Annotated in this window: 16 protein-coding genes; 6 read left to right on the top strand and 10 right to left on the bottom strand. The window is 55.6% G+C overall.

Annotated features, from left to right (window positions below; all coding sequences use genetic code 11):
• Positions 1–59: 59 nt before the first annotated feature.
• The gene (locus QQJ87_RS06115; RefSeq protein WP_284280580.1) at positions 60–632 is read left to right on the top strand and encodes a TetR/AcrR family transcriptional regulator; all 573 of its coding nucleotides are present in this window, start codon (positions 60–62) and stop codon (positions 630–632) included.
• A gap of 106 nt (positions 633–738) precedes the next feature.
• On the top strand, positions 739–969 hold the full coding sequence (locus QQJ87_RS06120; protein WP_284280581.1) for an RNA-binding S4 domain-containing protein: 231 nt from the start codon (positions 739–741) through the stop codon (positions 967–969).
• Positions 970–994: 25 nt separating this feature from the next.
• Here the strand turns inward: QQJ87_RS06120 and QQJ87_RS06125 are convergent, their stop codons facing one another.
• Both QQJ87_RS06125 and QQJ87_RS06130 read right to left on the bottom strand, forming a co-directional pair.
• Positions 995–2,452 (bottom strand): LVIVD repeat-containing protein, encoded by a 1,458-nt coding sequence (locus QQJ87_RS06125; protein WP_284280582.1) that lies wholly within the window; start codon positions 2,450–2,452, stop codon positions 995–997.
• On the bottom strand, positions 2,449–3,090 hold the full coding sequence (locus tag QQJ87_RS06130; RefSeq protein WP_284280583.1) for a DUF305 domain-containing protein: 642 nt from the start codon (positions 3,088–3,090) through the stop codon (positions 2,449–2,451). The genes QQJ87_RS06125 and QQJ87_RS06130 overlap by 4 nt, the downstream gene beginning before the upstream one ends.
• Positions 3,091–3,207: 117 nt before the next feature.
• Here QQJ87_RS06130 and QQJ87_RS06135 point away from each other — a divergent pair, with 117 nt between their 5' ends.
• The 4 genes from QQJ87_RS06135 to QQJ87_RS06150 all read left to right on the top strand — a co-directional run bounded on the left by QQJ87_RS06135 (position 3,208) and on the right by QQJ87_RS06150 (position 6,445).
• Positions 3,208–5,109: a B12-binding domain-containing radical SAM protein gene (locus QQJ87_RS06135; protein WP_284280584.1), complete on the top strand. Its 1,902-nt coding sequence runs from the start codon at positions 3,208–3,210 to the stop codon at positions 5,107–5,109.
• Positions 5,110–5,148: 39 nt separating this feature from the next.
• On the top strand, positions 5,149–5,550 hold the full coding sequence (locus QQJ87_RS06140; protein ID WP_284280586.1) for a hypothetical protein: 402 nt from the start codon (positions 5,149–5,151) through the stop codon (positions 5,548–5,550).
• Between the two features lie 82 nt (positions 5,551–5,632).
• On the top strand, positions 5,633–5,854 hold the full coding sequence (locus tag QQJ87_RS06145) for a hypothetical protein (protein ID WP_284280587.1): 222 nt from the start codon (positions 5,633–5,635) through the stop codon (positions 5,852–5,854).
• An 18-nt stretch (positions 5,855–5,872) separates the two neighbouring features.
• Positions 5,873–6,445, top strand: coding sequence for a YggT family protein (locus QQJ87_RS06150; RefSeq protein ID WP_284280589.1), 573 nt, complete (start codon positions 5,873–5,875; stop codon positions 6,443–6,445).
• Between the two features lie 25 nt (positions 6,446–6,470).
• On the opposite strand, the gene QQJ87_RS06155 is transcribed toward QQJ87_RS06150, so the two are convergent.
• From QQJ87_RS06155 to QQJ87_RS06190, 8 genes are all read right to left on the bottom strand, one after another.
• Positions 6,471–6,944, bottom strand: a complete 474-nt coding sequence (locus QQJ87_RS06155; RefSeq protein WP_284280787.1) for an outer membrane lipoprotein — start codon at positions 6,942–6,944, stop codon at positions 6,471–6,473.
• 22 nt (positions 6,945–6,966) lie between these two features.
• Positions 6,967–7,908, bottom strand: a complete 942-nt coding sequence (locus tag QQJ87_RS06160) for a carbohydrate kinase family protein (protein ID WP_284280590.1) — start codon at positions 7,906–7,908, stop codon at positions 6,967–6,969.
• Between the two features lie 19 nt (positions 7,909–7,927).
• Positions 7,928–8,704, bottom strand: a complete 777-nt coding sequence (locus QQJ87_RS06165) for a zinc-ribbon and DUF3426 domain-containing protein (protein ID WP_284280591.1) — start codon at positions 8,702–8,704, stop codon at positions 7,928–7,930.
• A complete protein-coding gene (gene prmA, locus QQJ87_RS06170) occupies positions 8,701–9,606 on the bottom strand; it encodes a 50S ribosomal protein L11 methyltransferase (protein WP_431310086.1) in 906 nt (301 codons plus the stop codon). The genes QQJ87_RS06165 and prmA overlap by 4 nt, the downstream gene beginning before the upstream one ends.
• 29 nt (positions 9,607–9,635) lie before the next feature.
• Positions 9,636–10,985, bottom strand: coding sequence for an acetyl-CoA carboxylase biotin carboxylase subunit (gene accC / locus QQJ87_RS06175; protein WP_284280593.1), 1,350 nt, complete (start codon positions 10,983–10,985; stop codon positions 9,636–9,638).
• A gap of 15 nt (positions 10,986–11,000) precedes the next feature.
• Positions 11,001–11,468: an acetyl-CoA carboxylase biotin carboxyl carrier protein gene (accB, locus tag QQJ87_RS06180; protein WP_284280594.1), complete on the bottom strand. Its 468-nt coding sequence runs from the start codon at positions 11,466–11,468 to the stop codon at positions 11,001–11,003.
• 173 nt (positions 11,469–11,641) lie between these two features.
• On the bottom strand, positions 11,642–12,142 hold the full coding sequence (locus QQJ87_RS06185) for a TlpA disulfide reductase family protein (RefSeq protein ID WP_284280596.1): 501 nt from the start codon (positions 12,140–12,142) through the stop codon (positions 11,642–11,644).
• Complete coding sequence (locus QQJ87_RS06190; RefSeq protein WP_284280597.1) at positions 12,139–12,765, bottom strand: UDP-N-acetylmuramate--alanine ligase; 627 nt, start codon at positions 12,763–12,765, stop codon at positions 12,139–12,141. Before QQJ87_RS06190 ends, QQJ87_RS06185 begins: the two co-directional genes overlap by 4 nt.
• Between the last annotated feature and the right edge of the window lie 53 nt (positions 12,766–12,818).

Consider the following 12,818-nt stretch of genomic DNA (forward strand, 5'->3'; position numbering starts at 1 on the left):
CCAATGGTAACAAAATTCTGGTACGATCGGTCCAAAATTTATTGTAAGGCATATTGCTTATGGCTCGACATCTGGAGTTTGATCCCACCGAGGCTATCGCTTTTGCGGTAGAGGCATTTTGGCAGTTTGGTTATGGGCAGCTGTCTGCTGGTAAAATAGCTGAGGCGATGGCGGTTGCAAAATCATCGCTGTACAACACCTATGGATCGAAGCGAGAACTTTTTCTTGAATCGATTGATCACTATGCCAGCAACCAGCGTTCGAAGTTGCTCCAGCGCGCTAGCGGAGAGAATGTTGGAACTGTGTTACGTCAGTTGTTGCTAGAGGTCGTTTCTGATAACCATGCAGGCAGGGGCTGCTTGTTGGCAAACACCGCTTCTGAATTCGGGTCGAGTGACGACGAAGTTCGTCAACGCGTTAAAGCGGGATTTGACGGAATGATTGAGGCGTTTGCTAATCTAGTTCAGGTAGGTCAAATGACTGGTCAGTTCTCATCAATGGTTGACGCGCGTCGGTATGCCGCTGTGCTGGTTACCGGTGTTTCAGGGCTGCGTACCCTGGTTAAATGCGGTTACTCCGCCGATGAGCTTGAATGTGTCGTTGAAAGCTTGCTTGCTGGACTGGTCGATTGACCAGCCGAAGGCTGCCCAACAACGCAAACCAGCAGATCGAAGTCGATTTTGTTCCGTGGTCAGCTATGATGAATGGTTAAAGTGATTTAGAAAAATCGGCTGAGGTATGACCCAACAAATCATTCACATTCATCGCGAGCCGGTGGAACTGTACAAAATACTGAAATTTACGGGCATGGCCGACAGTGGCGGAGGTGCCAAGAATGTGATCGCCGACGGCCAGGTGAAGGTCAACGGCGCTGTGGAATTGCAAAAGCGCAAGAAAATCATGTCGGGCGACTCGATTGAATTTGCCGGTGTGAAATACACCGTCAAGCTGGAAGACAGCGCGCCTTGATTGTGGCTAGGCGCGCCGCCTTTCCTTATTTCCAGGCGCCGTTGGTCACCCGAACTGCATAAAACCCACTGTAGCCATCGGTGTACCAGATCTCTTTTCGCTCCGGCACAAAGGCCGGGCTGGACATGGCCCAGTCGCTGGCAGGGGCAGGCACCGTCAAAACCCGAGGCTGAACCGGTGCATTGAAGTAGGCCACTTCCTTGGGGTTTGCTGGGTCGCGAATGTCAAACACACGCAAGCCGGACAAAATCATGCTGCAGGCCACAATCGTCGGGTCGGTGCGGGTAGGTACATTGCAGTAGTGCCCTGCATAGCCGCCTGCCGGGTTGCTTGCACCGGGGTCGTTGGCGATGGTGGCGCGGTTTTCTTTGTTGTGCACAGCCAGCCGCATGTTTGAGATCACCTTGGGGTGCTTTTCATCGGAGATGTCAATCATCCGGGCCGCACCCACCACGGGGCCGTTGGATGACACCACTGGGCTGCCGTCGCCGTTCGAGTATTCGTCAATTTCAACCAGGTAAGGCTTGCCTTTGATGGTGATAGGAATCGCATTCTGAGGAATTGTCACCAGGTCCCAGGTGACCCGGGAAATTTCTTTCACTTGCGGATTGGGCTTTCTGGCCTGAATTTCTGACACATCCAGAATGATCACGCCAGCCGGGCCACTGATGCCAGCCACATAAGCCCGATTGCCATCCGCACTGATCGACAAGCCGTGGGAAGGGTAGTAACCCGCCCAAATCGGCTTTGGCAGCGAAGGGTTGGAAATGTCCAAGGCCACGATGGTGGAGGTGGATGGCGAAGCGGAATAGAAGGTTTTGCCATCGGGCGACATACCACTTTCATGACCAAACACGCCCAGCGGGGTGGATGATTTAAACACGGGGTGACGACAGTCTTTCGAAATGTCGTACACGTCGACCACACCTGGGCCGAATGCCGGGTTGCCCAGCACTGCGGCAAGAACACCGCCTTGCTGACTGACCACCAGGCTTTCGTGGGGGGACAACATCGCCGGGGTAACCAATGAGTCGGTTTTGACCGGGTGCGTGGGGTCGCTCATGTCAATGACGGCGACGCCCTGTTGTTTGTCAGCCAGGTTTGTGGGGTAAAGCAAGGTGCTGTCGTAGTAGGCGCAATCGTGCCCACTGGCGTCCACATAACGTTCCACTTTGAACCCGCCCACCGTGCCGATGGCATTGGCCGTCACCAGTGAGCCCACCAGTTGCGTGTTACAGGTAAAGCCCAAAGCGGCCGCTCCAGAGTCGTGGTCAGCCTGCGACACTCGGCCCTGCATGCCTGTTTCAGGATGAGAGCCTGGACCGCATGTGCCTTGAGGCGTGGCAGGAATGAGTGCACCGTCCGCCGCTGCTGCCTGCACGGTGCCGCCTCCGCTACTGCCTGTTGTAAAAGCGTCTTTGTTGCCCATGCAGCCCGTGGCCGCCAGGCAGGCGATGCACAGTATTGACCATGCTTGTTTCATGGATTGTCTCCAGTTTGGTTAAGGCTTGCCAGCCGGTTTTGCATCCAGCCTATTTCACTGGTTTGCTCCGCAATGACGTTTTTTGCGAAGGCTCGAACCAGATTTGTGTGGGCGTTGTGTTCAGTAAAGCGAGCCATCTCAAGCGCTGCCTGATGGTGCCGCATCATGAGTTCAAGAAAGAACCGCTCTTTGGCGGTGCCTTTCAAATTTTGCAGTGATGTCAGTTGCGCTGGCGTAGCCAGCCCTTCCATGGCACCGTCCAGACCATTGCAGCGTGACACGTACAACAGGTCGTCCAACCGCGTGATTCCTTGGGCATGTTGTACCCATTGCATGGGCGGGCCGACCATGACAACCGGCTTTCCCCATGCGCCCAGCCAGCCTTGCATCTGCCCAATTTCAAGCAGTTGGCTGTTGTAGATGGTGCTGGCCAGCCCCTGTGCTTCAGCCGAGTTGTCACTGCGCAACATCTGGGCCATTTGCAAGGCCTGGTTGTGGTGGATGATCATGCTTTGTGCAAACCCGATGTCCACGTCCCCAGGCCGGATGGTTGGCGACACGGCCAAACCGCCGAGTCCCAACAGGAATGCGGTTGCCAGCAGTGTCAGTCCCGCGCGTTTGAGCAGGGGGGTTAGCATGAAATCTCCAGGTGCGAATTGTGTGGTGTGTAGGACTTGTACTTGCCTGTGTGGATATTGGATTAAACCGCGTTGAGCCTGCTTTCATGCGTGGGCGTTTTACCGGATAATCGCGACATGCAGACATTTTCGACACGGGTGCTGGCGCTGATCCCGCCCATGACCCAGCTCAACACGCCCTATCCGTCCACCGCCTACCTGACCGGTTTTCTGCGTTCGCAGGGGGTGTCGGCCACGCAAGCAGACATTGCGCTGGATCTGGTTCTCAGCCTGTTTTCTGCAGAGGGCATGGACGCCATTGCCGATGAAATCGAGCAGCAAGAAGAGGTGACCGAGCGTGTCGCCTTGTTTATGTCTCAGTTGGATCGTTACCGGCAAACCATTGAGCCGACCATTCACTTTTTGCAAGGCAAAGATTCCACGCTGGCCCATCGCATCAATTCGGGGCGATTTCTTCCCGAGGGTCCACGGTTTGAACAACTGAATGCCTATCTGGAGGAAGAGGGGGAAGATCCCCTGGCTTGGGCATTTGGTGCTTTGGGCGCGCAAGACCGGGCGCGACACCTTGCAACCCTTTATCTCAATGACATCTCGGATGTCATCAAAGACGCCATCGACCCACGTTTTGAGTTTGTGCGTTATGCAGAAAGCCTGGCCGCCAGTCAGCCGAGTTTTGAGCCCTTGGCGCAGGCCTTGGCTCAGCCATTTACCTTGATTGACGAAGTGTTGGTCAGCCTGACCTTGCAGGTGGTTCGCGATGAAGCGCCCGAGCTGGTGCTGCTTTCGGTGCCCTTCCCTGGTGCGGTTTATGCTGCGCTCAGAATGGCCCAAGCCATTCGTCAGGAATTCCCGGCCGTGCGCATCAGCTTGGGGGGCGGCTATGTGAACACGGAGTTGCGAGAGTTGAAAGAGCCCCGGCTGTTCGATTTTGTGGACTTTGTGACACTGGACGGCGGGGAGAAGCCCTTGTTGGCCCTGCTGGAATACCTTGAAGGCCGAAGAGGCCTGAAGAGGTTGGTTCGCACCTTTGTGCGCAACGAAGAGGGCGAGGTGCAGTACATCAACCTCAATGAGCCGGACGTTCCCTTTTCCGATGTGGGCACCCCCACCTGGGACGGTCTGCCGCTGGGCGACTATCTCAGCTTGCTCGACATGCTCAACCCGATGCATCGGCTTTGGAGCGATGGCCGCTGGAACAAGCTGACCGTGGCGCATGGCTGTTACTGGAAGAAGTGCAGCTTTTGTGACGTCAGTCTGGACTACATTTCCAGATATGAAACCACCACCGCTGAAACCCTGGTGGACCGGATTGAAACCATTGTGGCTGAAACGGGGCAGACTGGCTTTCATTTTGTGGATGAAGCCGCGCCGCCCAAGGCGCTCAAAACCCTGTCAGCCGAGTTGATCAAACGCAATGTGGCCATTTCGTGGTGGGGCAATATCCGATTCGAAAAGTCATTTGATGCAGAGCTGTGCCAGCAAATGGCTGAAGCGGGTTGCATCGCGGTGAGTGGCGGGCTGGAGGTTGCCTCGGACCGCTTGCTCCAGCTGATGAAGAAGGGGGTGTCGGTGGCGCAGGTTGCGCGTGTGACCAAAGATTTTTCCGATGCAGGCATTCTGGTGCATGCCTACTTGATGTACGGTTTTCCCACGCAGACTGTGCAAGACACGGTGGATGCTCTTGAATACGTGCGCCAGTTGTTTGCTGCGGGTTGTATTCAGTCCGGGTTTTTTCACCGATTCACCTGCACGGTTCATTCACCGGTCGGGAAAAATCCCGAAGAGTACGGTGTGGAATTGCTGCCTTTACCAGAAGGCACCTTTGCCAAAAATGACATTGGTTTTGTAGACCCAACCGGTGTGGACCATGAGGCCATGGGGCGCGCTCTCAACAAGGCACTTTACAATTACATGCACGGCATTGGGCTTGATGCAGACGTGCGAAGCTGGTTTGAAGAAAAAGTGCCCCTGCCAACCGTTCACCGTGACTTTATCGAGATTGCACTGGGGAACTCTTGAGTGGCTTGTAGCTACTCACTGCATTTTAGAGGCATGGCGATGAGCGATTTTTCGGGGTCGATGGGGTCTTTGTCAATTGGAGATGATCATCATCCAGACTTTGACGTGGCTGAATGGATGGGTTACGGCGCTGCTCACCATGCCATGGAAGTTCAACAAGCTGAGCAATTTAACAATGGCGCACAGGCAACAGCGCAAAGGCCCGCTTATGTTCCGCCGAGTCCCCAGGTGCTGCATCAAAGAGGACGTTTCATTTGCAGCGCAATCGGCCTGGTGCTTTCGGGTTTGCTGGGGGTTGCGGGCGGGTACACATTGAGCGCTCACAGGGAGGTCGTCGGTGGCGTGTTGATTGGATTGGCCGGATTGGGCTTGGGATGTTCGGCCGCCCTGTGTTGTCTAGGCGGGCAAAACGGGTCAATTGCGGGGTCTTCCCCTGTTTAGTTCGCTTTAATTTAATTGAGTATTTGTTGCTAAAACGCTAAACTGACAGGCTGTTCAAGTTTTGTCATGAAGGAGTTTCGACATGCCTGCGACCAAGACAGTGAGTCAAGCGCCGTCAAAAGGCCGAGCGGCGGCGCCGTCCCGCAAGCCTTCTAAAACAGCATTGTCGCCAGCCGAGGTGACTCCTCTGGAGCTTCTGGCTCCAACCAAGCCCGTTCGTCGCCGCCGCTCAGGCGCGGCAAAGCCCCGCAAGCTCAAGGGTGCCACCACTACATGGCCGTTTCCAACTGGCTCTCGCCCCTGATCGAAGGACTTTTTTCTGATGTTGCTCATCAATATTGTCAGGTTGTTGCTTGAGACTGCAGCAAGCCTGTTGACGTTTTGCCTGTTGTTGCGCGCCTTGATGCAGTGGGTTCGCATACACCCCAGTAATCCGCTGTCGCCCTTTATCTTCTCGATGACCGATTGGTTGGTCAAACCCTTGAGAAAAGGTATTCCGGGTTACGGTGGTCTGGACTGGGCGTCCATCTTCGGCGCCTTTCTGGTGGGTTTTTTGCTTCAGGTGCTTACGGTTTTGCTGTCGATTGCATTTTCCGGAATGAGCGGGCCTGGGCTGGTTGCGCTGGTCACTTTGACAATCCCGCTGGCCATTTTCTGGTTGGTGCGCAACATCGCTTATTTGTTGATGGGCATTGTTCTAATTCAAGTGCTGCTCAGCTGGGTCAATCCGTTTTCACCGATCGCCTCGATTTTAAGCGAATTGTCGAATCCGTTCTTGCAGCCTTTGCGACGCATTCTGCCGCAAGTGGGCAACGTGGATTTGTCTCCGCTGGTGTTTTTCTTGCTGCTACAGATTGTGATGATGGTGCTGCAAAGCCTGATGCCCGGTATGTAACAACCGGGCAGGGCTTCTGAACAGCTTAGTGGCTGACTCGTGAGGTGCCGCCTGAAGTAATGATTCGCACTCGATCACCTGGGCGGAAGGCTTCGTCGGCGTCTTGAACATAAGCCCGTAGCGAGCCGTTGTCCATCTTGACTGTAATCTCCAGACCTTGGCGGGTTGACGCGTTTTTCTCGATGGCTTGACCAGCAACTCCACCTGCCAGTGCGCCCAGCACCGCCCCGATTGTGCTGCCTTTGCCACCACCCACGTTGCTACCAGCCACACCGCCCACAATGGCGCCCGCTGCGGTGCCTACATTGTTGGTGTCGCCTTGGATGGTGACTGTGCGCACACTCTCAACCACACCCTGTTCAATGTACTGGGCGCGACGTGCCTCACCTTCGCGATAGACCGAGCCCGATGTGCTTTGTGAGGCACAGCCAGTGAGTGCGCCCAGGGTAATCAAACCAATGGCACCGATTGCTTTCCAAGATTGAATTCCGTTTTTCATCATACTGTTCCTGTTTGTTGACTTACAGCGCTTCGCCGAACTCGGCCTTGAAGCGCTCTTCGATTTCCGTGCGACTAAAGGCGTAGTTTTGGCCGCCTTTGTGCGCAATTTTCAATGCCCCCATCAAGCTTGCAAGTTTGGCTGCTTTCAACACCGGCATGCCATTGGATAAACCATACAACAAACCGCCACGGTAGGCATCTCCACAGCCTGTTGGGTCTGCGATCTCTGATGCCTTAACGCATCGTATGTCATGACGTTGACCATTCACAAACACCCAGCTGCCCTCGGCACCCCGGGTAACGATGAGTGCTTCCAGTCGGCTTGCCAGTTCTTCCAGCGTGTTTCCCGTCTTGTCACACAACATCTTGGCCTCATAGTCATTGACTGCGGCGTAGCTTGCAAGTTCAATGAAGCGATCCAGCTCGGCTTTGCCAAACATGGGAAGACCCTGACCTGGATCGAATACAAATGGAACACTTGCGGCAGCAAACTGTTCCGCATGCTGGATCATGCCGTCGCGACCATCGGGCGCAATAATTCCAAGTGCAATGTCGCCTGCTGATTCAACCGTGTTGAGGTGTGAGTGCGTCATCGCGCCGGGGTGGAATGCCGTGATCTGGTTGTCATCGAGATCAGTGGTGATGAAGGCCTGGGCCGTGAACTCCGAGTCAACGGTACGCAGGCTGCTGCAGTCAATACCCAGGTGCTGGAAGCGATTCAAATAGCCCGCTGCGTCGTGACCCACCGTGGCCATCGGCACTGGGTTGCCACCCAGCATTTTCAGACCGTACGTAATATTGCCTGCACAACCGCCCCAGTCCTTTCTCAAGGTGGGCACTAAAAAGGCGACATTCAGGATATGCACCTGATCTGGCAGGATCTGGTCTTTAAATCGACCTTCAAACACCATGATGGTGTCAAAGGCGATGGATCCGCAAATCAGGACTCGTTTGCTGCTCATGGGTTAAATCCTTGGTGGTTCAAATGAAATCGGGACTGCCGTCCAGCAATTCTAGCCTGAAGCCGGCGGTTTCTCGCTCTGGCAGTTGTTGCTTGAGCTTGCTCAGGTTCAAATAGGCACTTAATTCAAGCGTGGCCCCCGGGGGCACGGGAAGATTCGGTGAAATGTGCTTGTCCCGAAGTTGGTAATCAGCGGGCTTTAACGTCCGCACGGCAAGCACTTGCTCATTGGAGTCGACCAGCGTGACGCGCAAATGTGGCCAGTGGGCTGGCAAATGTTGTTGATTTTTGAGTGTCAGTTCAAGCACAACCTCGTCGGAGTTGCGCTTGTTCAGCCCGCTGCCTTCAATTCTCAATGCCGCAGTGGCGGGCAATGCTGTCCAGCGTTGAAGCCAGGCGGGGGCGTTGGAAAGAGTTTGATTGTTCAGGGGCAACTGCTGAAGCAGGGTGGTTCGAAAGCCCAAGGCCACTTGCATGGCCAGCAGCAGTATCAGGCTGGGTAAAGCAATTCGGGCCCAGACGGGCAAGCCCATGAATCGTTGGGTCAACCTTGGCGCGGGTGTTGAAAAGCCCTGTAGATCGGGTAGTGTCTCCGTGGCCGGGGCAGGGCTGGACTCATCGGAGGCACCAAGTTTGAGATTGGCCCACACTGTGGAGTCTGCCGCGGTAAGGTGTTCAATGCCAGAAAAAACGGACTTGCATTGCCCACATCGAACCTGGCCATCGTGCAGTTGAAGTTGCCCCGCGCTGACCTTGAACAGCGTATTGCATCGGGGGCAACGGGTTGCAAGACTCATGCTGTGGTGTCGGATATGCCCTTTTGGCCGTGCAGGCAAACCCAGCCGTCGCGTTCGGCCCACACGCGCATGGGCATCCATTGGGCGTAATGGGCGATCACCTCGTCGGCCTGTCGGGCAAGCACCCCCGACAGCACAAGGTCTCCGCCCTCTTCAACGTGCTGACACAAGCTGGGGGCCAGCAGCTTGAGTGGATTGGAAAGAATATTGGCCACCACCACTGGAAACTGTCGTTTGGCGGCCGGATAGTCGGGCAAGCCGCATGGCATGGTCACCCCGTTGCGCTCCGCATTGTAGGCCGTACTTTCAACCGCTTGAGGGTCAATGTCCACACCCACTGCAGCGCGGGCACCCAGTTTCAAGGCTGCGATGCCCAAAATGCCAGACCCACAGCCGTAGTCGAGTATGTCCATGTCGCTTAGCGCATGTTCGCAAAGCCAGGTGAGACACAAGGCGGTGGTTGGATGCGAGCCGGTGCCGAAGGCCAGGCCGGGGTCCAGCCGCAGGTTGATTCGGCGATCGTCGGCTTCGGTGTCGTGCCAGGTGGGCACGATCCAGAGCTTGTCGGTGATTGGAATGGGGTCAAACTGGGATTGAGTCAAACGCACCCAGTCTTCCTGGGGAACGTCGCTGAATTCGACCTTGACCCCGTCGAGCAGGTCTGCCGGAATTTCAGCGAAGATTTGCTCGCCTTCCTGTCGGTTGCGAAACAGCGCGACCACGTGATTGATGTCCCAGGCTGCCGACTCGGGCTCCATGCCGGGTTCGCCGAACAAGGGTTGCTCTTCATCGCTGTCAGCCAGCGCATCTTCAAGGCTGACCGCCAACGCACCCAACTCCATCAAAGCGTCAGACACTTCGTCTGCCGCTGCAAAAGGCAGGGTGAGCTTTGCCTGCGTCAGGGGTGGGGCTGCTGACAGGTCAGTTTGGGTCATTTGGAACGCTGCTCCAGTTTGTGTTCAAGGTAGTGAATGCTTGTACCACCTTCCACAAAGCGGGCGTCTTCCATCAGTTCGCGGTGAAGTGCCGTGTTGGTTTTGATGCCATCCACAACCAGTTCAGACAGGGCCTGCCGCATGCGGGCAATCGCCTGCTGACGGGTTTCACCGTAACTGATGACCTTGGCAATCATGGAGTCGTAGTGAGGGGGTACGTTGTAGCCGCTGTAGACGTGTGAATCGACCCGGATGCCAGGTCCGCCCGGTGCATGCCAGGACTTGATGGGGCCAGGCGATGGGGTGAACTTGAAAGGATCTTCCGCGTTGATTCGGCACTCAATGGCGTGACCGCGCTGTTCGATGTTCTTTTGTTTGAAACGCAGCTTTTCGCCATAGGCGATGCGAATCTGCTCTTGAACAATGTCGATGCCCGTGATCATTTCGGTGACTGGGTGTTCCACCTGCACGCGGGTGTTCATTTCAATGAAATAAAACTCACCGTTCTCGTATAAAAATTCAAACGTGCCTGCGCCTCGGTACGCAATTTTCCGGCAAGCCTCAGCACACCGTTCACCAATTCGCTCGATCAGACGACGTGGAATGTGCGGCGCTGGTGCCTCTTCGATGACCTTTTGATGCCGGCGCTGCATGGAGCAGTCCCGTTCGCCCAGCCAGACCGCGTTGCGGTGTTCGTCGGCAAGAATCTGGATTTCAATGTGGCGCGGGTTTTCCAGAAATTTTTCCATGTAAACCGCCGGGTTGCCAAATGCGGCACCCGCCTCGGTTTTGGTCATGGTGACGGCATTGAGCAACGCCGCCTCGGTGTGCACGACCCGCATGCCGCGCCCACCGCCGCCGCCGGCCGCCTTGATGATGACGGGGTAGCCGATTTGGCGTGCAATTCTCACGATTTCGCGGGGATCGTCGGGCAATTCACCTTCGGAACCGGGTACACAGGGCACGCCTGCGGCGATCATGGCCTGCTTGGCAGACACTTTGTCGCCCATCAACAGGATGGATTCCGCTCGGGGTCCAATGAACACAAAGCCGCTTTTCTCAACGCGATCTGCAAAGCTGGCGTTTTCAGACAGAAAGCCGTAGCCGGGGTGAATCGCCTCGGAATCGGTGACTTCAGCCGCGCTGATGATGGCCGGGATGTTGAGGTAGCTTTCGCGCGAGGGTGCCGGGCCTATGCAAACAGACTCATCGGCCAGCTTGACGTATTTGGCGTCGGTGTCGGCCAGTGAATGCACTGCAACCGTCTTGATGCCCATTTCACGGCAAGCGCGCAAAACGCGCAGGGCGATTTCGCCCCGATTCGCGATCAGGATCTTTCCAAACATGGTGATCGCCTCCGCTTATTCGATGATGAACAGGGGCTGGCCGAATTCCACGGGTTGACCATTGTCGACCAACACGGCCTTGATCACGCCTGTTTTGTCGGCTTCGATTTCATTCAGAAGTTTCATGGCTTCGATGATGCAGATGGTGTCGCCTTCCTTGACGCTTGAACCCACTTCGACGAAGTTGGGTGCGCCGGGGCTGGAGGCGCGATAAAACGTGCCCACCATTGGAGAGGCGACCTTGTGCCCGGCTTCGGCGGCGGCAGCTGGCGCACTGGCGCCTGCCTGTGGTGCAGCAGCTGCCTGGGCAGATGCTGCAGGAACCGCTTGCGGCGCCATCATGGGTTGGGCGGCCATCATCTGGAACTGGGGCGGTTGGCTTTTGACAATTCGTACCTTGCCTTCGCCTTCGGTGACTTCAAGTTCGGAGATGTCTGATTCGGCAACCAGATCAATCAGGGTTTTTAGCTTTCTGAGGTCCATGTGTGAGCTCCATCATGGGATGTTATCTTTTAGTTTTAATGCGAAAAATCGGCAATTTCTTGTAACTTCGCTTATTGTGCCCCCTGATTGGCAGGGGTTGCAAGGTCAAATCACGGGAAGTGCCTTTGCGCCCGGTGCGATGACCGCAGCGATGCGAAAGCATACTCCAAAAATTACTGACCGAGCGCCGCTTTGATCTCGCTCATCTGAATTCGGCCTGCTTTTTTCATTAAAACATTACCATCTTCGTCTAAAACTACAGTAAAGGGTAATCCGCCTTGGGAATTCCCCAGTTTTTCGGCCAGCTCCGAGCCGCCAAATCCGGCCAGTGCAACCGGGTAACTCACCGGGGTTTTCTCAAGAAACGTGTTGACGTTGGCGGTGTTGTCGACAGCAATTCCAATCAATTCGACCTGCTGGGCCTTCAGTGCTGGGTAAAGCGCGCTGAGTTCGGGCATTTCCTCGACACAGGGGGGACACCAGGTGGCCCAGAAGTTCAGTACCACTTTTTTGCCGCGTAGGGCTGCAAGATCCAGTGAGCCTCCTTTGAAGGTGTTGAATGTATGGCCGGTCAGGGGGTAGCCCTCCGTTGGGTGTTTGGGCAAAGTGCCCACAAAAACGCCGACGACCAGTGCCAGAACGGCCAGTCCAATGGTGAGTGCGGTTTTCTTCATGTCGAGAGTCCAGCAGGTGGGTTGTAGGTGTCAAACAGGGCTTGCAGTCCATTTCGATCGGTTTGGAAGGTGAATTCGTCCTGGTTGTTTCGGTTCAGTAGACCCCTTCGATGGGTGGGCGTTGCAACGCCCAGCTTGAACCATCGGCGTTTCCATTGAAAGGCCACTGCCGGGTAGGTCTTGCCGGCGAGCAGGGCGTCGTCGCAAGGTTCTGCCTGCAGGTTGTGATTGAATAGCCAGTAATCGATTTCTTTGGGGTCGTCTGAAAAGACGATCAAGTGGATGTCGGAGTGGTCGCTGGCCGTGCCGTTGACAACGGCGCCGTAGATGATGGGTTCAAATTCCGGTATTTGTGCCATGAATTCAAGCGCGACCGTGCGAAGGGACTGTAGCTGGGCGGGCTGAGTGTCTGACAGGTAGAGTGCCTGATAAGCCCGCAACTCATCCTGAATTTCCTGGTCACTGGGTATGCGGTCTTTGGGTAGTCGACTTTTTCCGGCCAGCTGTTTGATCGCTTTGGCCTTGGCCGACGGGTAATCGTAGCCATCTTCGGCAATCAAGCGGGCCGCCGTCATCGCAATTTCCGTGCGCAGATCGTCATGTGCTTCGAAGAATTCATCCATGGAGGCAGTGTATCCAAATTCGCAGGGTCTACAATAACGGGTTGTCGGAAAGG

This window comes from Limnobacter litoralis, assembly GCF_030160455.1.
Classification (GTDB): Bacteria; Pseudomonadota; Gammaproteobacteria; order Burkholderiales; family Burkholderiaceae_B; genus Limnobacter; species Limnobacter litoralis.